Source organism: Nostoc sp. (genome assembly GCF_036917095.1).
GTDB lineage: Bacteria > Cyanobacteriota > Cyanobacteriia > Cyanobacteriales > Nostocaceae > Nostoc.
Genome location: NZ_JBALFH010000037.1, coordinates 1 through 19,193 on the forward strand (window position 1 = coordinate 1; position 19,193 = coordinate 19,193).

Here is a 19,193-nt window from a genome sequence, read left to right on the forward strand (position 1 = left end):
AACGCCCAGACATTCATATGTGTTTGGTCTGATTTTAATTACTGCATGATGGAGCGAAGCTCCGCCCACATTTTGTGCCAGTTGCGTAAGTCCTGCTAGTAAATCATCCATTTTATCGCTCATTTCTTGAGTATTTTGAACTGAGCGTAAAACTCTTTGGGAGCCTCATCGAAATACTTAAAGAGAGCAGGGCAGAGCCATCCTTCCCGATCTAAATCTGCACTATAATACCAGTTACCTCCATATTCTTCACGCCGCCAGTCAAACTTGAGTTGATAGCCAGGAAAGGGAAATGCAGAAAATATCAAACTGAACCCTGATTCTGCATCTGGAATGTGTGCTACCATTCTTTCAATAATTTCGTCTGCCCCTGCCACGAAAGGCTCTCGAACTAGACTTACATTTTCATCGTCAAACACCCACATCTCACCGAATTTATAGGGATGAATAACCATGATTGAGTTCATAAAGTTTACTCGCAGTTAATACCGTTTCACTTTATTAATAATGATACAAATACGTTGGTAGAGGTACAGCAATTGGTATAAGTCCCAAATTTACAGGCTTTGTGTAACTAAGAAATAAGAATTAAATAACATACAATTTATGTCCCTGGTTTACCTTACCCTCAGTCCCTCTCCTTATAAAGGAGAGGGAAGCTAGCAAAAAAATTGTAGATTGGGTGGAGCGGAGCGCAATCCAACCTACGTCTCTACTACCAGTGCCATCCACCGAGGTTCTACGGAATCAACCGATCTGCCCGTAGTTGCTCAAACAGGTCAAAAAACGACTCGTCCGTTTTCTGGTATATGGAGAAGCCGAGTTTGCGGCTCTTCGACATATCGGTCATAACCTCAATCGGACGCCCAAGATCGAGATCGGTGTGCCATGCAGACGATAGACGGCTCAGATCCGGCTCGGCGAGGTCATGATGCTTTGCGATCTCGCGCCAGACAGCACCTTCATTCGCCATTTCGGCTTCGAGCGGGTGGGTTGTGCCGTCGAACCCGATGGGATCGATGCCGAACCAGTCAGCTAGCCGCCCCCACAACCATATCCAGCGGAAGATGTCGCCATTGACGACGTTAAACGCCTCGTTGTGGGCCGCTTTGGTCTTCGCCGCCCAGACTAGATGCTTCGCCAGCACCCGCGCGTCGGTCATGTCGGAGATGCCCTTCCACTGCGCTTCAGAACCTGGCCAGCGGAACGGGCGCCCGGTTTCCTTGCAGATCGCGGCATACACGGCCAGCGTCGTGCCAAGGTTCATCAAATTGCCGACCGCCTTTCCAATGACAGTGTGAGGGCGATGAATGCTCCAGGTGAAACCGTCACGGGCGGCAGCGGCATAGACCTCATCTTCCTGAGCATAATAGAAATTTTCGATGTCGAGCCGGGGATGCTCCTCGCGCAATGGAGTTTCTGGCAGCGATCCGCCTCTGGCGTATGCATCGAATGGGCCGAGATAATGCTTGAGGCCGGTGACGAGGGCGACGTGCTGCACTGAGTCCTTCGGTGACAGAACATCCAGCAGATTGCGAACCATCGTGCCGTTGACCCTGACATTCTCGGCCTCGGTTGCATTACGCATCCACGTCGTGATGAAGATGTGCGTCGGGGCAATGTCTGACAGCGCAGTTTTCAGGCTAGCTAGATCGAGCAGATCGGCAGCAACAGGGCGTAACCCTTCCACCCCTTTTTTAAGATTTCGGGCCAACCCATAGGTCGTCCATCCATTCGCGATCAGTTCTCTCGCAAGATTGCTGCCAATGATGCCGCTCGCGCCCACAACTAAGGCTGTCCCATCCATATCGTGTCTACCAGTAGGGAAATTTTCTATAGCAATCCTAAGCCCCAAATTTCCAGGCTTCGTGTAACTAACGTTAAAAAAGACAGGCAAGATGCCTGTCCTACAAGTAATAATTTAGCAAAGAATTTAGAAATTCATCTCAGCAGCTTGGACTTTCTCAACCTGCTTCTTCTTCAGCACAAGCATAACTTGAGCCAACATTACAAGAGCGATGAATGCAATCATCCATTTGACTCTAGAAGCGTCTTGAAGTACGATTTCTCCATCTGCTTGACCGAATCCACCAACGTTCGGATTGCTGGTCAAAGCATCACCAGTCTTAACTGCTTGCCCTTCGGAAACAAGTAGGTCTGGCCCTAAAGGAATCGTATCAACGACAACATCACCTGATTCAGGTTGGATGTTAACTAGATATTTCACGTTACCGTCTCCATCTTCCTCTTTGGCAATCTTGGTAATTGTGCCAGTAGCGGAAGCGTTGTAAACAGCGTTATTGCTCTTTTCGCCTGTGGGATAAACTTGTCCGCGTCCCCGATTACCACCTACGTGAACTGAATATTTACCGAAGTGGATGTTTTTGTCGGTTGCGGGGTTGGGAGAAAGAACTGGGAAGACGATTTCCTGATACTGTTCGCCAGGTAAAGGGCCGACGATGACGACGTTATCTTTGTCTTCGGTGTAGGGTTGGTAGAAAGTGTCGCCAACTTCTTCTTTAAGTTCTTCGGAAAGACGGTCTTCAGGAGCAATCTTAAAGCCTTCGGGTAGCATCAGTACTGCACCGACATTCAAGCCAACCTTAGAACCATCGGCACCAACTTGCTGGGCGCTTAGATCGTAAGGGATTTTCACCACAGCTTTGAATACAGTGTCAGGTAGCACCGATTGGGGAACTTCCACTTCTGTAACCTTGGCGGCTAGGTGACAGTTGGCACAAACAATTCGCCCTGTTGGTTCGCGGGGGGTTTCGGGATAGGTTTGCTGTGCCCAAAAGGGATAGGCGGCAGCTGATTGGGGAAGGGCTAGATCGCTGGTGAAGTAAAATGTCACAGTAGCGATCGCTATGAGCAATGTTTTTACAATCGCTCTAGCACTGCGAGTTAACCTCGCTGTTAGGAAAACATTTCTCATCTCTAATAAGGGCGACGATTGAATTAGTCATTAGTCATTGGTCATTAGTCATTAGTCATTAGTCATTAAAGCCCTCAACAAAGGACGAATGACTAAGGACTAAGAACAAAATTATTAAGCCCACCAAGCTGCATCACCGGTGCGGAAGTCGGTTTCAGTCCAAGGGGTCAAAACGATTTTGTCGTCGTTTACGTTGGTATGAGCCAAAGGTAAAGACAGAGGTGCTGGGCCCCGAACAACTTTACCAGTTTCGTCATACTGGGAACCATGACAAGGACACTTGAATTTGTTCTCAGCAACGTTCCAGGGGACGACACAACCTAAGTGGGTGCAGATGGCGTTAATGCCATAATCTTTGATCGCCTCTTTGCTGTCTACCACAATATAGGTAGGATCTCCCTTTAGTCCTTGGACTAGGTTGCGATCGCCTGCATTCCGGTTTTCGAGAAATTTAGTGACGCTAACATCGTTACCTAGCTCGTCTTTTGCCGTTACACCGCCACCTGCGCCACCTGCTGCTGGTGGAATAAAGTACTTGACAACGGGATACAATGCACCCAGAGCTACTCCAGTGACAGTCCCAAAAGTGAGCAGATTCATGAACTGACGACGCCCCATATCGGGCACGTCTGCTGATTCAGAAAATTGAGCCATAATCTACGCGCTCTTTGTGTATTTTGTTAAGCATTTTGACAAAAGTACTAGTACTTGAGCAACTCTTGTCTAAGTCGAAATGCTAGCGCTCACAACGATGCCATAATTCTTTGTTCCAAGATATAAAAAGCATCTTTTCTGTTAGCATTACATTTCTTTATATCCTTATCATACTGGAGTCACGGAACTTAACATCATAACTAAATGTAAAATCTGATTGAGAAAAGCTATGACAGGACAGGAATTACGTCAGATATTGCTTGAGAAGTGGGGATATTCTTATGATGTCCAGTTTCGGCGGGCACAGGGAAAGATATTTTTGCAAGTAATGTGGAAATATCTGGAGCAAGCTTCTTTTCCCTTGAGCGAGCAGGAGTACCAAGAACATCTCGATAGCATTGCCAATTATCTTCATGCCTTGGGTGGATCAACACAGGTACAAACTTTTATTGCTCAAACACGCGATCGCCCCCGACTCGGCAAAGCTGTCAGCATTCCTCTAGATTTGGGTGAACGCTCTTCAGAATGGATATTATGAAACTGATTCAAGGCAATTTTCGTTGTCTGAATTTTCAACTTAAGAATAAGAATTAAATAACATACAATTTATGTCCGGGCCTTACCTCACCCTCAATCCCTCTCCTTATAAAGGAGAGGGAAGCTAGATACAGATTGAAGTTTTGCATTTTATTTAATCCACGTTCCTTAGCTGAACTTGATCCAAAATTAAGAACTCGGTTTTCTTTATCCAGTAAAAACCCTGGCTTTTTGACTTTTTAGCAAATACTTTTTGAAGGTCATCGATTATCGATGAATTTCAAAAAGTAAAACTACTCTCCCACGGAGGTTTTACCGATCGCGTTCGTGCAACCACTCCGCAGGAGTATCGCTCTGTTTAAAAAAAACTTTTTGATTTTTAGATTCACAATTTTTGATTTCCAAAACCCCTTACCTCATGCAATCACCAAATCCAATATCGCCCTCCTCGCTCACGTCTATACTGACGGCTTTAAAAGTGTGCAGTGATGAATCAGTGTATGCTCCCGGTTATATTCAGCCATACGGAATGTTGGTGATGCTGCAAGAGCCACAGCTAACAATCTTGCAGATTAGTGAAAATGTAGAACAGTTTTTTGGGATTTCGGCAGAAGCATTGCTGGGTCAACCTTTACAACGGTTGTTTTCTGGCGCTCAAGTGCGGCAACTTGCTGGCTATCTGGCTGAAGATAACTTGGAGTTTTGCAATCCGTTTGAGCTAGAAACGCGGCGGGTTGCCGAGACTGATGGGCAACAGAAAAATCAGGCATTTACAGGTGTAATGTACCGGATATTAGATGGGTTGATCGTAGAACTAGAACCTGTGCGATCGCTCAAAAGCATCGATTCAATCCAATCATATCACCGCCTGCAAGCCGTGATCGCCAATTTCCGTAATGCCACTAGCCTGACGAATCTAGCTCAAACCCTTGCCAGAGAAGTCAAAGCAATGACTGGGTTTGATCGGGTTATGATCTACCGCTTTCTGCCAGACGACAGTGGCGTGGTGATTGCGGAGGAGAAACAGAAGCATCTAGAAAGCTACCTGGGACTACACTATTTGGCCATAGACATTGCCGAACCAGCCCGCAAGTTGTTTTGCCGCAATTGGATGCGATTCATTCCCGATATCAATTACACCCCTGTCTGCCTGATTCCCACCAACCATCCTTCGACGGATACACCCCTTGATCTGAGTAATTCTGTGTTACGAGGAGTGTCTCCGTGTCATATTGAATACTTAGGAAACATGGGCGTTACTGGGTCGATGACGATTTCGTTGATCAACGACAAAGGACTTTGGGGATTAATTGCCTGTCACCACTACAGCCCGAAACTAGTGGATTATGAAACTCGCAGAGCCTGTGAATTTTTAGGACAGTTTGCCTCCATCGAAGTGGTGCATCAGCAAGACCGAGAATCGGATGTTTATCGAACGCAGGTGAAAGGGATTCAGGATCAACTGCAACAGACGTTATTGCAGGAGTCCAATTTTATTGAGCAAGTGTTGATCCGAAATACTTCTTACTTGCTGGATCTAGTTCATGCTCAAGGAGCTGCGATTTTACTTGATGGTCATTTGACATTAGTTGGTCAAACGCCATCGGCTACCCAGGTGCAGGAACTGGTGAGGTGGTTGGTGCAACATAAGGGGGAACGAGTGTTTGCTACCGATTCCGTCTCACGTTTATATCCAGAAGCGGAGGCATTCAAAGATCAAGCTAGCGGCATCCTAGCAATTTCAATTTTATTCAACCATGCCAAACGAAAGTCTTACCAGATTATCTGGTTTCGACCGGAGCAAATCCAGACGGTGAATTGGGCAGGCAAACCCCAGGATACGGTAACAATCAACGAAATTGGAGAGATGCAATTGTCTCCCCGGAAGTCCTTTGCAATGTGGAAGGAAACGGTGCGGGAAACTTCCTTGGCTTGGGAGGTTGCGGAAGTGGAAGCCGCTACTGAGATGCGAAATACGCTGATGTTGGCAGTGCTGGAGTTTTCCCAAATTGCCCTAGAACAAGCCGCAGAACAAGCCGCGATCGCTAACCGCGCCAAAAGCCAGTTCCTCGCTAAAATGAGCCACGAACTACGGACTCCCTTGAATGCCATTTTGGGATTTACTCAGTTGATGAACCGCAGCGAGAAGATTCCATCGGAGTTTCAAGAGGATTTAGGCATCATCAGCCGCAGTGGAGAATACTTGCTAACTCTGATCAACGATGTGTTGGAAATGTCCAAAATTGAAGCGGGACAGTTACACCTAACAGAAAACTCTTTCGATTTGCATCAGCTAATCCACTCCATCAGAGATATGGTTGCCCTGCAAGCTTTAGACAAAGGAATTGATCTTAGAACAGAACAGCATTCCAGCGTTCCTCGCTATGTGTATGGTGACGAATCAAAACTGCGCCAAATTATCCTCAACCTCTTAAGCAATGCGATCAAATTTACGACAATAGGCAGTGTCACCCTGCGATTACAAGCTTTGAACGGGAGAGTTGATTCAATTTCTACCGATGATTCCAAACCAACCATCACCCTTCATCTGGAAGTTGAAGACACTGGATGTGGTATCGCTCAGTCCGATATCGAGGCTGTGTTTCAAGCCTTCACGCAAACAGAATCAGGTCGCCAGGCTAAAGGTACAGGCTTAGGCTTATCGATTAGCCGTCAGTTTGCCCGTTTAATGGGTGGTGATATTACAGCGCGAAGCATCCTGAATCAGCAGTCAACCTTCATTTGTGAGGTTTTACTGAGTCTAGTAAGCTCAGTGGATATCATTGCGCCGGAAACGACTGGCGCTGTTATCGGTCTGGAACCGGGACAGCCCAGTTATCGGATTCTGGTGGCGGAAGACGTTAGAGAAAATCGTCTGTTGCTCGTCAGGCTATTAGAATTAGTTGGGTTTGAAGTCTGTGCAGTCGAGAACGGAAAGGAGGCGATCGCTCTCTGGTCAGAATGGCACCCTCACCTGATTTTGATGGATATTGAAATGCCCGTGATGAATGGCTATGAAAGTACCCGGCAAATTCGAGGGATGGAGGGAGGTAAAGAGGTGGTAATTATTGCGGTGACAGCCTATGCCTTTGAGGAAGACTACACCACCAGCATTCAAGCAGGCTGCAACGACCACATCACCAAACCATTTATCGAAGCTATCCTATTTGATAAGATTGCCCACTATTTGGGAGTCCGCTACCGCTACCGCGAAGAAGTTTTACCAGGGTTAGACCAGCAAACCTTACTTCATAAATCCCTAACTGCCAAAGATTTACAGGTAATGTCGCCAGAGTGGATGATTCAAGCACATCAAGCAGCCCTGGATCTCAACGATACCGAACTCTACAATCTCATTGCTCAAATCCCCAACCAGGAGCAAATTCTTGCTAATGCTCTGAAATCTCTGGTGGATAACTTCCAGATGGAAGCGATCGCAAATCTGACCCAAACTTAGAGGATGTTTGAAAAGTATTGGGCGAATAGAATTCGCGGCTACACAAACGAAGTCCACCTCCGTGGACTAAGAAATCAAGGTTTCTTAACCCACGGAGGTGGGTTTTGCCTGTGTAGGTGCGGTTTCTAACCGCGCTTTTAGCGCTTTAATTTAGAATCATCTCAATCCCCAATTTCAGGATAGAAAAACTATGAATTCTCCATTTCCCGGAATGAATCCTTATTTAGAAAATCCTGTGTTTTGGTCAGAAGTACATCATCGATTGATAACAGCGATCGCAGATAGTATTGAGCAAAATATTCCCCCACAGTATCGAGTTGCAATTGAACAACGTACTTATTTAAGTGATGAACATACTACGGAAAATTACTTAGAAATTTGAGAAGTTTCTACAGATTTTGTGGTGACATCTATCGAAATTTTATCGCCTAAAAATAAACGGCCAGGCGAAGGTAAAAAAGCATATCAGCTGAAACGCAAACAAGTTTTAGCTAGTCTTTCTCACTTAGTCAAAATTGATTTACTCAGAACTGGAAAACCTATGTTAATTTTAGGGAAAATTCTGTAACCAATTATCAAATTATTGCTAGCAGAAGTGAAACACACCCTCAAGCGAAATTATACGTATTTAGTGTCAGAGAAAGGATTTCCGTATTTCCACTACCTTTCTAATCAGAAGATATAAAACCGATTGTAGATTTGCAATTTTTATTGCATGGCATATACAATCGTACCAGATATTACTTAGCAATAGATTATAATAAAGAATCAGTACCACCCCATAAAATCGGAAGATACTGTATAGTCTGATACCTTTTTACGCAAACAAGGGTTAAGAAATAATTAGTTTTTAATATTCCCCATTCTCCTATGGTTAATTTACTTAAATCCCCTTCGGAAACGAATATCCTCGTCGTAGACGATACCCCCGATAATCTACGGTTGTTAGCCAAAATGCTAGAGTTGCAGGGTTATACCATCCGTAAATCCCTCAACGGGAGAATGGCATTACAAGCTGCCGAGCGACATCCGCCGGATCTGATTCTGCTTGACATCAATATGCCCGAAATGAACGGATATGAAGTTTGTCAACAGTTGAAAGCATCAAAAATAACAGAGAAAATTCCGATTATTTTTATTAGTGCCCTTGACCAAATCAATGATAAAGTGCAGGCTTTTGAACTGGGTGGACAAGACTATATCACCAAGCCATTTCAAGAACTTGAAGTGCTAATGCGAGTCAGAAATCAGCTACTCATCAAACAGCAATACCAACAACTTCTTGAACAAAATCAAAGCCTAGAGGATGAAATTCAGGAACGCCTGAAGGCTGAAGCAGAGATAAGGCAGCTATCTTTAACTGATGAATTGACAGGATTATATAATCGACGTGGTTTCTTTTGGCTGGCAAATCATCAATTCAAAATTGCCCGACGCACAGAAATATTTTGCTGTCTTTTGTTTGTTGATTTAGATGGTTTAAAGCAGATTAATGATTCTCTAGGGCATGAAATAGGAGACAGAGCGATCTTTGACACAGCCCAAGTACTAAAACAAAGCTTCCGTGAGTCGGATATTGTTGCTCGTATAGGAGGAGATGAGTTTGTAATATTTGTTTCTGTCTGCTACCCAGGCAATACAGATGAATTTCGTCCGCGATTGCAAGAAAATATTGATCGCTTTAATCAAGAGCATAATTACTCATATAAACTATCCATAAGTGTTGGTGCCACCCAATGTGCTTTAAATGAAAATATTTCACTAGAACAATTGCTAGAAGAGGCTGACAAGCTAATGTATGAGCATAAACGCACTAAACGCCTTGTAGATGCAAGCAAAGGTAATGACAATTCAAAATTCAAAATTCAAAATTAAAGACATTTTGCCTACGGCACGCTGTTTGCGTTCAGACGGGGATTTAAACCCCGACTAAATGGCCATCCAACCCTTTGATTAAATATTTTTACCTATTCCAAATGTTATTTCCCTGTGAGCTTCACTAGTCCAACACCGCCGAAATAAAGCGCTAAAACTGCTCCTGCTAAAAGACTTTGAGTTAAAGGATCAGTAGAAGGTGTAAGCACGGCTCCTAAAACGACTGCTCCCATAATTACGTAACGCCAACCAGAAACCATCCGTTCTGACGAGACAATGTTCAAATTACCGAGCAACAGTTGGATGATGGGAATTTGAAATGCTAAACCAGTGCTGAATAACAGTAGCAACACAAATTCAAAATATTTATCAATTGACCAAAGTTGTTCGACTACATCTGCTCCGTAGCTAATGAAAAATTTCAATGCGGCGGGGATAAGAAGTAAATAGGCAAATACTAAACCCGCTCCAAACAGCACACTCGAACCCAAAACCACAGGTGCTAGTAAACGGCGTTCGCGGCGAGTCAGCCCTGGAAGCACAAACTGGATAATCTGGTAAAGAATGAAAGGACTAGTAAGTACGAAGCCAGTGTAGGCGGCAACTTTCAGGGAGACAAAGAAATATTCTCCAGGTGCAAGTTGGAGAAATTTTACTCCTTGTGCTGGAACCTCAAGTAGCTGGACAATTGGCTTAACGGCAAAGAAACAGCCAATAATACCCACCGCTACGGCAATCAGCGAATAGAAAATACGCTGTCGTAACTCTTCTAGGTGGTCGAAAAGAGACATTTCAACTTCACCTGGCAACTCATCAAGAGGATCGGTGTCTGAATTGCCATATTCTTCTGGATCGATGTTGGGAACGTTTACAGTATCTACGTCTTGTGAAGGCGTCATGAGTCAGCTAGTAGGCAAGATTTATAACTGAGTGCTGAGTAATGAGCAAGATTCTTTACTCAGCACTTTTAACTCAGCACTCTTCATTATTTTATCTGGGGAATGCAGCTACCAAGATATGTTTTTGGGTGCTGTGGGTTTTTTGTCCTGTTTTTTGGGGTTGCATCTGCATAAGTTAGTAGTAAGCCATCTTGTAGGCAATTCCTAACCTAAAAAAAGGTGGAACCTATAATTTAGAAATCACGTCTCTGCGGCTAATAGCGCTGAGTAAATTGACACAACATCAACAGACATACTCAGGTTTAGAAATCCGGTTCATCAAGGTGGTATCTATACATAGCGCAATCGGAAATTTTTAGCTGAGGTTTTATGAATAGGACAATTTGCATTGGCCTAATGGCATTGCCTATCTATTTATACAATGCTGAACTAGGCAATAGTTATAGTAGTGACGTGTCAATTGTCGGAAACCAGCTTTCCAGAATAACTGCTCTAATCGTTTACAGTGCAGATACTCAGTCACACAAATTTCCTTGGCAAATATCGGCTAGAGATGACCAAACCGAAGATTGCCTTCGCGCTGGTACTTGCAGAGATTGATACTAAATTAGTAATTTTTAATTCGTAATTACAGCAATCCCATCATAGTACGGAGACAGTTAATGGTTGCAGCAAATCAACGTACAGTAGTAGTTACAGGAGCATCAACAGGAATTGGTCAAGCATGTGCTTTGCTTTTAGACCAGTTGGGCTTCTCTGTTTTTGCTGGCGTGCGTCAAGATATTGATGCTCAAACACTTAAACAAAAAGGATCGCAAAGGCTCATTCCGATTTTTTTAGATGTTACTGATGCTGAATCGATCGCAGATGCCGTTGAGATGGTAACAAATGCAGTCGGTGGTGCGGGGATTTTAGGTTTAGTGAATAATGCCGGAATTGCTGTCCCTGGTCCCTTAGAATTATTAGCGATCGCAGAATTTCAACACCAGATGCAGGTTAATGTCACTGGGCAATTAGCAGTGACACAAGCATTTCTTGGTCTATTACGCCAAGATCGGGGCCGAATTGTCAATATGGGTTCCATTGCTGGTAGAAGCCCGACGCCGTTCTTGGGCGCTTACAATGCTTCCAAATTTGCCTTGGAAGCACTCACTGATGTGATGCGGATGGAGTTACGCCCTTGGGGAATTTCGGTTTCAATTATTGAACCTGGTTCCATCGCTACCCCAATCTGGGAAAAGTCCCTAAATCAATCTGAAATAGCACAGGACGATTTACCGCAAACAGCACAAAATCTCTACGGACAGGCGATGAATATTGTTCGCAAGAAAATGCAGATTATCGCATCTGGGGGAATTTCTGCGGATATTGTCGCTCAAGCTGTTCTTCATGCACTCACTGCAAAGCAACCAAAGACACGCTATCTCGTTGGACAAGATGCCAAAATTGGAGCTGTGCTGAAGCATATTTTGCCCGACAAGCTGCACGACCGTGTAATTTTATACTCAATGGGGTTGTAGATTACTTCTTTTAGCAGTGTGGGACGCCAGCGAGAGCAACAGGAAAACCGTCTACAGCGCTGGCTGATAAATGCGCGGGAGTGAGGAGAAATGGTGATTAATGTTTTTCTGCATGGCAGGAACAGTTAATTGCCTTCCTCGTCCCATGACCCATATTCATTCTGGGCTGTTTTGGCTCTCAATATATTCTTTAAGCTTTGAAATTTAGCTAAAAATTTCTGTAACAGAACTCTATATTCAAAAACATTCCAAAATTGTACTCAACAGTACCTTTTTTTGTGTTAAATATTTTTAATATCCATAAGAGTAACTTATTGAATAATGGGCATTTTCTCTAGTTATACTTATAGAAGTGTTTTTGCTTACTTAAAATCAAATAACAGCATTGTGATGTGTTACATCTAACCTATATACGAACAATTATCCGAAATACTGCTAGTTTAGTTAGTAGTTTGAGTGATATGTACTTAACATTAAGGGATAAATTCCTTAAAACCAATATATTTAATCAGTAGATTTTGTCACCCCTATTCCTGAGTGAATTCGATTAGTTATGCTCCTAGATTTAGAAAGATTTTATCAGGCTTGCAATCCGAGCAGACCTCTAATCATAGGAAATGCCAGCGATCGCAGGTACTATATTGATTTTGCTGCGGTGCGGGGTGGCAAAATTATCGAGGCTTTGCAGCGCACGATCGCTAGAATATCGCCGGATATACCAACCTGTCAACTATTTACGGGACATCTCGGCTGTGGAAAATCAACAGAGTTGTTGCGGCTGAAAGCTGAGTTAGAAGTGCAGCAATTTCATGTAGTTTACTTTGAGTCTACCCATGTCTTAGAAATGGCAGATGTGGATGTGACTGATATTTTGTTAGCGATCGCAGGCCAGGTGAGTCAAAGCCTAGAAGCAATGAAAATTAGGCTCAAACCTACCTACTTTACCAAGTTGTTTGCTGAAATTGTCGATTTTCTGCAAACGCCAATCGATCTTGGGGTAGAAGCAGAGTTGTCTGTGGGGATTGCCAAAATTACAGCAAAAACAAAAGAAAGTCCCCAATTGCGGCGGCGGTTAAGAGATTATCTAGAACCGCGAACAGCAAATATTTTACAGTCCATTAATCAAGAATTACTAGAACGTGCCACTAAGGAACTGAAAACCAGGGGTAAAAGAGGATTAGTAGTCATAGTTGATAACTTGGATAGAGTCGCAATTCGACCTTTACCATCGGGGCGATCGCTGCCAGAATACTTATTTATTCAGCGTGGCGAACAGTTACGCAAACTGAATTGTCATGTAGTCTACACTATTCCCCTAGCCCTGACTTTCTCCAACGATAGCGCCGAACTTCAGCATCGTTTGGGGGGAGGAGTCGCACCAAAAATGTTACCGATGATACCTGTACGTTTGCGCTCTGGGGAGATTTTCACCCAAGGGCTAGCAATGATGCGGCAAATGGTACTAGCTAGAGCTTTTCCAGACATTCTACCTAGCGATCGGTTAGGCTTAATTACAGAAGTGTTTGATAGTTTGGAAACCTTAGATCGATTGTGCCTGATTAGTGGTGGTCATGTACGCGACTTGCTAGGGTTACTGTTTGACTGTCTGCGAGAACAAGATCCACCCTTTGAGCGGGATTGTGTCGAATTGGTGATTCAAAGACAACGGGATTACCGAGCCAACGCTATCGATCCTCATGAGTGGGAATTAATCTTTCAGGTGGTGCAACAGCAGAGAGTTAGAGGTGATATAGAATACCACGCTCTATTGAGAAGTTTATTTGTATTTGAATACCGCGATCATCAAGGAGCTTGGTTTGCCGTCAACCCAGTTTTAGCAGAGACGGAAAAATTTAAATCATGGTTGAACGACACCCACAAGCAGATATAAGAGCAGCTAACGAGCGTGCTTTGCGAAGTTTGGGGAGAGCAATTACCCTTTCTAACGGTCAATTCTCCCTGGTTTTGGTGTGCTGCAATTATCGAGTATTGCAAGAGCGAATGCTGCAACGACTCGAAGAACTTTCTTCAGGAGCACACCGGATTCAAAAGGTAGTTCTGTCGCATAATGCTAGAAGTCTTTACACAAGTATTCATTTACAACTGCTAACCGAAGAAAATCCGCCCTCGGCGTTGATGATTTTGGGTTTAGAGTTAGTAGATGGACTTGACGATCTACTGAGTTCTATCAATCATATTCGTGATGAATTTCGCAAACGCCACCCATTTCCGATGATTGTGTGGATGAATGAGGAAGTTTTGCAAAAGGTTGTGCGTTTAGCACCAGATTTTGCTAGTTGGGCGGCGACACCGATTCGCTTTGAGATGACAACTGAATCATTGCTGCAATTTTTGCAACAGGAAACTGACTCTTTATTTGCCACGGTGTTACCAACCGATGCTGCACAACACCAACGGACTCAAGTTGCCAAGAATTATTCCACTGTGGAGCAAGTCTGGGAACATAGCCATGAACTTCACTTTGCCATTAGAGAGTTGCACAATCGTGGTATTACCTTAGAGCCACAATTACACGCCAGTTTAGAATTTGTTTTTGGTCTGGATAATTATATTCGCGATCGCATTAATCCAGCTTTGAACCATTTTCAACAAAGCTTGCAAGTTTGGCAAAAATTAGTAGAGATAGAGGAGAAGAGAGCAGGGGAAGCAGGGGGAGCAGGGGAGGGGGAAGGAGTATTTTCTTCGCCTACGGCTCCTAATCGTCCATCTCCTCTACTTCTGCGACAGGGAGTTTTGCTGTTTTATATTGGACTGTGTTATTGCCGTTTTGCAGAGCAAAATCAAACAGAAAACCGCCGCCATTGGTACACAGCTAAATCTTATTTTCAGCAATGCTTGAATATCTTGCAGGTGGCTGGGCGTCTAGATATAGTTGCTAGATTTATCGGTCAACTTGCAGGGGTTTTGCAATATCTGCAAGAGTGGGAAGAATTGCAGACGGTTGCTCAAAAGTCTCTGGAGTTACATCAAACTTATGGTAGTCAAATTCAATTAGCTTGTGACTACGGTTTTCTGGCGCAAGTGGCTGTGCAGCAATCGCGGTGGGTACAAGCGAGTATATTAGCACATGTATCACTACTAAAATTAGGTGAGGCGCAAAAGCATAACGACCCTTATAACTGCTTTTTTCCATTATTATTGGCGCAAATTTTCTATTTAGTTTTAGCGAAAGCACAGCGAAATTTAGGCGAGCTAGAAGTCGCTCGTGAATACCTCAACAAGGCAACAAAAGAACTCCCAGCAGCCTTAGAAAGCAGTGCCCATCAATACGATGCCCATCGTTATATTCGCTTATTGCGGAGACTGCGATCGCTGTACTTTGAAGAAGGACGATATTTAGAAGCCTATTACATTCGACAGAAACGGCGTTCTGTTGAGCAGCAGTACGGTTTTCGGGCTTTTATCGGTGCAGGGCGCTTGCAACCCCAAAGACAGGCGACAAACCCAGCATTGATGTCACCTTCTGGGAGTAGCAGCGTTGCTTTAGAAATTGCTGCTTCTGGTCGGGAGCGTGATATTAATAACTTAATTGGGAGAATTAGCCGCGCCGATCAAAAGCTGACGGTGATTCACGGACAGTCAGGGGTGGGTAAGAGTTCTATTGTAACTGCCGGGTTAGTTCCAGCACTGCAAAATCGAGCCATTGGCGATCAAATAGCCGTGCCTGTAGTGCTGCAAGTTTACAGCGATTGGGCACGGGAATTAGAGAAATCTTTAAGTGAGGCGATGTCTAGCGATGCATCCCTTGCCATTTACGCTGAGATCGAGCCAGAAGCAGCCATTGAACCGGAGGCTTTGCCCTACTCTGACACACCCATCACCATCGTTAGAATTTTACAACAACTCCAAGAAAATGCCGATCGCCATCTGATTACAGTTTTAATTTTTGACCAGTTTGAAGAATTTTTCTTTGGTTATAGCGATCGCAATCAAAAACAAGAATTTGATAAATTTATCAGCGACTGTCTGAATATACCCTTTGTCAAAGTTATTCTTTCTTTACGAGAAGATTATTTACACCGTTTATTAGACTTTAAACATGTTTCAGCCCTGGAAGCGATTAACAATAATATTCTCGACAAGCATATCCGCTACCAGTTAAATAATTTTTCGCCAGAATATGCTAAAGCAATTATCCGGAAATTGACGGAGCGATCGCAGTTTAATTTAGAGCCTGCTTTAATCGATGCCTTAATCGAAGATTTATCAACAGGATTTGGAGAAGTCCGCCCTATTGAATTGCAAGTTGTCGGAGCGCAAATTCAAGATGAGCGCATTACTACCCTAGAAGAATATCAGCCATATAGACCAAACAAACTCATCGAGCGATATCTTAAGGAATTAATCAAAGACTGCGGCCCAGAAAATGAACGAGCCGCGTTGCTCGTCTTATACTTATTAACAGATGAAAGTAACAACCGACCTTTTAAAACTCGTGCTGAGTTAGCGGCGCAGCTATCAGAATTAGAAGATGCTAGTAAATTAGAGTTAGTATTAGAGATTTTAGTTAGCTCCGGTTTAGTGGTACTATTCCCTGATGTTCCAGAACGCTATCAACTGATTCATGATTATTTAGTAGACTTGATTCGCTACTTGCAGCAACAAGAATCGAGCTTACAAGTACAACTTAACCAGCTGCGCTACAAAGTAGAACAGAGTCAAGCTGAGATTGAGCGACTTAAGAGCGAACTTAGCCAAAATGAGCAGCGATCGCAATTGGTAGATCCTCATCCCCAACAGGGTTTGGACTTATTAACAGAATTACGGGAATTACACAAGCGCGAAGAATTAAGTCAGTTAGAAATTGAGCAATTACGAGCTGAACTCAAAGAAAAAGAATTAACAGCTAAACTCGCAGAAAGTCAAAAGAAACAAAGACTCAGTGAAGCTCAGTTAAATCGTTCGTTGAAAATTGCACTTACTGCTTCTGTTCTCGCCATATTGGGATTAAGTGTTTCCATCGTCACAGCAGTAGATAGCGAAATTAAAACCCTCAGTGCATCTAGTGAAGCCTTATTTGCATCGCAAAAAGGTATTGATGCTTTAAAAGAAAGTTTAAAAGCAGGGATAAAATTACAACAAACAGTCTGGGTAGATTTCAATACCAGAGAACAAGTACAGACGGCACTATATCAAGCAGTTTCCGGGTTAAGAGAATATAACCGCTTGGACGGGCATATATCTGGGGTAAATAGTGTTACATTTAGCCTCGATCGCTCTTTAATTGCCTCAGCCAGTGCGGATACTACAATTAAACTTTGGCGTCCCAATGGTAGCTTAGTTAAAACGTTATCGGGGCATGGAGATGTAGTTAATAGCGTCAGTTTCAGCCCAGATAGCCAAATCGTTGCTTCCGCCAGTCAAGATAAGACGGTAAAACTTTGGAGTCGAGAGGGTCAACTGCTTGCTACTCTATTAGGGCATCAAGGTGTCGTGAATAGTGCCAATTTTAGCCCTGATGGTCAGATTATTGCTTCAGCGAGTAGCGACAAGACGGTGAAACTGTGGAGTCGGGATAGTAAACTGCTCAAAACTTTGCAGGGACATAATGGCGCAGTTTTAAGTGTCGCTTGGTCGCCTGATGGACAAACCATTGCTTCCGGGAGTGCTGACAAGACGGTGAAATTGTGGAATCGGGATGGTAAGCTGCTTAAAACTTTGCAGGCACATGATGATGCAGTCAAAAGTGTAGCTTGGTCGCCTGATGGTAAAACTATTGCTTCTGCTAGTTTAGACCAGACAATCAAACTGTGGAATCTGGAGGGTAAGCTAGTGCGAACCTTATCAGGGCATAGTGCTGGAGTTACCAGCGTCAGTTTTAGCCGTGATGGTAAGGCGGTAAGCGTTCGCGGAGCGTCTCGTAGAGAAGCCGTGCCCTACGGGCTTATCGCTTCTGCAAGTACCGATGAGACAATCAAACTTTGGAGTTCTGAAGGTATGTTGCTGGGAACTCTGAAGGGACATAATAATTGGGTAAATAGCGTCAGTTTCAGCCCAGACGATCGCACCTTGGCTTCTGCAAGTCGAGACAAAACTATTAAACTCTGGCATTTGGACGATGTGTTACTGCGAAAGCCCAAAGCCGATAACAATGACTGGGTAACTAGCATCAGTTTTAGCCCTGACGATCGCACCTTAGCAGCAGCAAGTCGAGACAAAACTATAAAACTTTTCAGTCGAGACGGTAAACTACTCCGTACATTCACAGGGCATAAGGGTGAAGTTTGGGGCGTTAGTTTCAGCCGCGATGGACAAGTAATTGCTTCGGCTAGTAAAGATAAAACGGTGAAGCTTTGGAGTCGAGACGGTAAACTGCTCAACACCTTACAGGGTCATAAAGATACCGTCTTGAGTGTAGCTTGGTCGCCTAATGGTCAAGTAATTGCCTCAGCTAGTAAAGATAAAACAGTGAAGCTTTGGAGCCGGGACGGTAAACTAATTAACACCTTGCAGGGACATCTAGATGCGGTGAATTGGGTAAGCTTTAGCCCAGATGGCAAGTTGCTAGCCTCAGCCAGCGATGACAAAACAGTAAAAATCTGGAGTTTAGATGGTAAATTGCTATACACCTTACAGGGTCATAGTCGCCGGGTAAACGGGGTTGCTTGGACACCTGATAGTCAAGCGATCGCTTCAGCTAGTATTGATAGTACGGTGAAGATTTGGAGCCGGGACGGTCATTTGCTAAATAATCTTACAGGGGATGGCGATAGTTTCATCAGTGTGAGTTTTAGTAATGATGGCAAGACTCTAGCAGCTAGCAGTGATGACAAACTGAGAATTTGGAACCGAGAAGGGACGTTGCTAATTGCTTTGAAAGGTGATAAGCAAGAGTTAACCAGCGTCAGTTTTAGTAATGATGGCAAGACTCTGGCTGCGGGTAGTGGTAATGGCACAGTAATTTTCCAGAATTTGGCAGATATTGAATTGGAAAAATTGCTGGCACGGGGTTGCAGTTTGCTACATGACTATTTGCAGACTAATCAGAAGGTAATGAAAAGCGATCGCGCCTTGTGTTCTAGTAGGTGATGGAGATTTTGTCCCCATTCAGATCGTTAATTTTAAATTAACATCAAGCTTTTATAAAGACATACACCGTATTGGTTTATTGATATATCTAGGTTTGAGCCATTTTGGAGCTAATGGTGTATTTCCCTTGCCCTGCATGGGTTTGAGGCTTGTTTCTCACTCAAAAATGTTTAAGTCCCGCTATAAAATAAGTTAGATACATGAAATGTCCCGCGTGTGAACGGCGTATCGCGTTATATATATTAATGGGACTTAGACAAAAAACA

General features: G+C 43.8%; 13 protein-coding genes and 1 pseudogene. 9 read left to right on the plus strand and 5 right to left on the minus strand.

What is annotated here, in order from left to right:
* Window positions 1-119 precede the first annotated feature (119 nt).
* The 4 genes from V7L01_RS18740 to petC form a co-directional block, all read right to left on the minus strand.
* Window positions 120-467: a DUF6717 family protein gene (locus tag V7L01_RS18740; protein WP_335037234.1), complete on the minus strand. Its 348-nt coding sequence runs from the start codon at window positions 465-467 to the stop codon at window positions 120-122.
* 272 nt (window positions 468-739) lie between these two features.
* On the minus strand, window positions 740-1,807 hold the full coding sequence (locus V7L01_RS18745; RefSeq protein ID WP_335037236.1) for an SDR family oxidoreductase: 1,068 nt from the start codon (window positions 1,805-1,807) through the stop codon (window positions 740-742).
* Between the two features lie 126 nt (window positions 1,808-1,933).
* Window positions 1,934-2,935 (minus strand): cytochrome f, encoded by a 1,002-nt coding sequence (gene petA / locus V7L01_RS18750; RefSeq protein WP_335037238.1) that lies wholly within the window; start codon window positions 2,933-2,935, stop codon window positions 1,934-1,936.
* A gap of 114 nt (window positions 2,936-3,049) precedes the next feature.
* The gene (gene petC, locus V7L01_RS18755; RefSeq protein WP_099102527.1) at window positions 3,050-3,589 is read right to left on the minus strand and encodes a cytochrome b6-f complex iron-sulfur subunit; all 540 of its coding nucleotides are present in this window, start codon (window positions 3,587-3,589) and stop codon (window positions 3,050-3,052) included.
* A 229-nt stretch (window positions 3,590-3,818) separates the two neighbouring features.
* Here petC and V7L01_RS18760 point away from each other — a divergent pair, with 229 nt between their 5' ends.
* From V7L01_RS18760 to V7L01_RS18780, 5 genes and pseudogenes are all read left to right on the plus strand, one after another.
* Window positions 3,819-4,127, plus strand: a complete 309-nt coding sequence (locus V7L01_RS18760; RefSeq protein ID WP_099102870.1) for a DUF3067 family protein — start codon at window positions 3,819-3,821, stop codon at window positions 4,125-4,127.
* A 417-nt stretch (window positions 4,128-4,544) separates the two neighbouring features.
* Window positions 4,545-7,583, plus strand: coding sequence for an ATP-binding protein (locus tag V7L01_RS18765; RefSeq protein WP_335037240.1), 3,039 nt, complete (start codon window positions 4,545-4,547; stop codon window positions 7,581-7,583).
* 190 nt (window positions 7,584-7,773) lie between these two features.
* The gene (locus V7L01_RS18770; protein WP_335037241.1) at window positions 7,774-7,965 is read left to right on the plus strand and encodes a DUF4058 family protein; all 192 of its coding nucleotides are present in this window, start codon (window positions 7,774-7,776) and stop codon (window positions 7,963-7,965) included.
* Between the two features lie 21 nt (window positions 7,966-7,986).
* Window positions 7,987-8,393: pseudogene (locus V7L01_RS18775) on the plus strand (DUF4058 family protein).
* A gap of 60 nt (window positions 8,394-8,453) precedes the next feature.
* Window positions 8,454-9,458 (plus strand): GGDEF domain-containing response regulator, encoded by a 1,005-nt coding sequence (locus V7L01_RS18780; protein WP_335037243.1) that lies wholly within the window; start codon window positions 8,454-8,456, stop codon window positions 9,456-9,458.
* Window positions 9,459-9,562: 104 nt separating this feature from the next.
* On the opposite strand, the gene tatC is transcribed toward V7L01_RS18780, so the two are convergent.
* Window positions 9,563-10,357, minus strand: coding sequence for a twin-arginine translocase subunit TatC (gene tatC / locus V7L01_RS18785; protein ID WP_335037245.1), 795 nt, complete (start codon window positions 10,355-10,357; stop codon window positions 9,563-9,565).
* Window positions 10,358-10,753: 396 nt separating this feature from the next.
* Between tatC and V7L01_RS18790 the strand changes: the two genes are divergently transcribed.
* From V7L01_RS18790 to V7L01_RS18805, 4 genes are all read left to right on the plus strand, one after another.
* Window positions 10,754-10,957: a hypothetical protein gene (locus V7L01_RS18790; RefSeq protein ID WP_335037247.1), complete on the plus strand. Its 204-nt coding sequence runs from the start codon at window positions 10,754-10,756 to the stop codon at window positions 10,955-10,957.
* A gap of 62 nt (window positions 10,958-11,019) precedes the next feature.
* Entirely contained in the window at window positions 11,020-11,877 is an 858-nt protein-coding gene (locus tag V7L01_RS18795; RefSeq protein ID WP_335037249.1) for an SDR family NAD(P)-dependent oxidoreductase, read from the plus strand.
* Window positions 11,878-12,430: 553 nt separating this feature from the next.
* On the plus strand, window positions 12,431-13,768 hold the full coding sequence (locus V7L01_RS18800) for a P-loop NTPase fold protein (RefSeq protein ID WP_335037251.1): 1,338 nt from the start codon (window positions 12,431-12,433) through the stop codon (window positions 13,766-13,768).
* The gene (locus V7L01_RS18805; RefSeq protein WP_335037253.1) at window positions 13,738-18,927 is read left to right on the plus strand and encodes an nSTAND1 domain-containing NTPase; all 5,190 of its coding nucleotides are present in this window, start codon (window positions 13,738-13,740) and stop codon (window positions 18,925-18,927) included. The genes V7L01_RS18800 and V7L01_RS18805 overlap by 31 nt, the downstream gene beginning before the upstream one ends.
* The last annotated feature ends 266 nt before the right edge of the window (window positions 18,928-19,193 follow it).

Bases quoted from the DNA above. Each gene is read 5' to 3' on its own strand.
- V7L01_RS18800 (WP_335037251.1), top strand. From the start codon at position 12,431: ATGCTCCTAGATTTAGAAAGATTTTATCAGGCTTGCAATCCGAGCAGA.
- V7L01_RS18790 (WP_335037247.1), top strand. From the start codon at position 10,754: ATGGCATTGCCTATCTATTTATACAATGCTGAACTAGGCAATAGTTAT.
- V7L01_RS18780 (WP_335037243.1), top strand. From the start codon at position 8,454: ATGGTTAATTTACTTAAATCCCCTTCGGAAACGAATATCCTCGTCGTA.
- tatC (WP_335037245.1), bottom strand. From the start codon at position 10,357: ATGACGCCTTCACAAGACGTAGATACTGTAAACGTTCCCAACATCGAT.
- V7L01_RS18745 (WP_335037236.1), bottom strand. From the start codon at position 1,807: ATGGATGGGACAGCCTTAGTTGTGGGCGCGAGCGGCATCATTGGCAGC.
- V7L01_RS18770 (WP_335037241.1), top strand. From the start codon at position 7,774: ATGAATTCTCCATTTCCCGGAATGAATCCTTATTTAGAAAATCCTGTG.
- V7L01_RS18765 (WP_335037240.1), top strand. From the start codon at position 4,545: ATGCAATCACCAAATCCAATATCGCCCTCCTCGCTCACGTCTATACTG.
- V7L01_RS18795 (WP_335037249.1), top strand. From the start codon at position 11,020: ATGGTTGCAGCAAATCAACGTACAGTAGTAGTTACAGGAGCATCAACA.
- V7L01_RS18740 (WP_335037234.1), bottom strand. From the start codon at position 467: ATGAACTCAATCATGGTTATTCATCCCTATAAATTCGGTGAGATGTGG.
- V7L01_RS18805 (WP_335037253.1), top strand. From the start codon at position 13,738: ATGGTTGAACGACACCCACAAGCAGATATAAGAGCAGCTAACGAGCGT.
- petA (WP_335037238.1), bottom strand. From the start codon at position 2,935: ATGAGAAATGTTTTCCTAACAGCGAGGTTAACTCGCAGTGCTAGAGCG.
- V7L01_RS18760 (WP_099102870.1), top strand. From the start codon at position 3,819: ATGACAGGACAGGAATTACGTCAGATATTGCTTGAGAAGTGGGGATAT.
- petC (WP_099102527.1), bottom strand. From the start codon at position 3,589: ATGGCTCAATTTTCTGAATCAGCAGACGTGCCCGATATGGGGCGTCGT.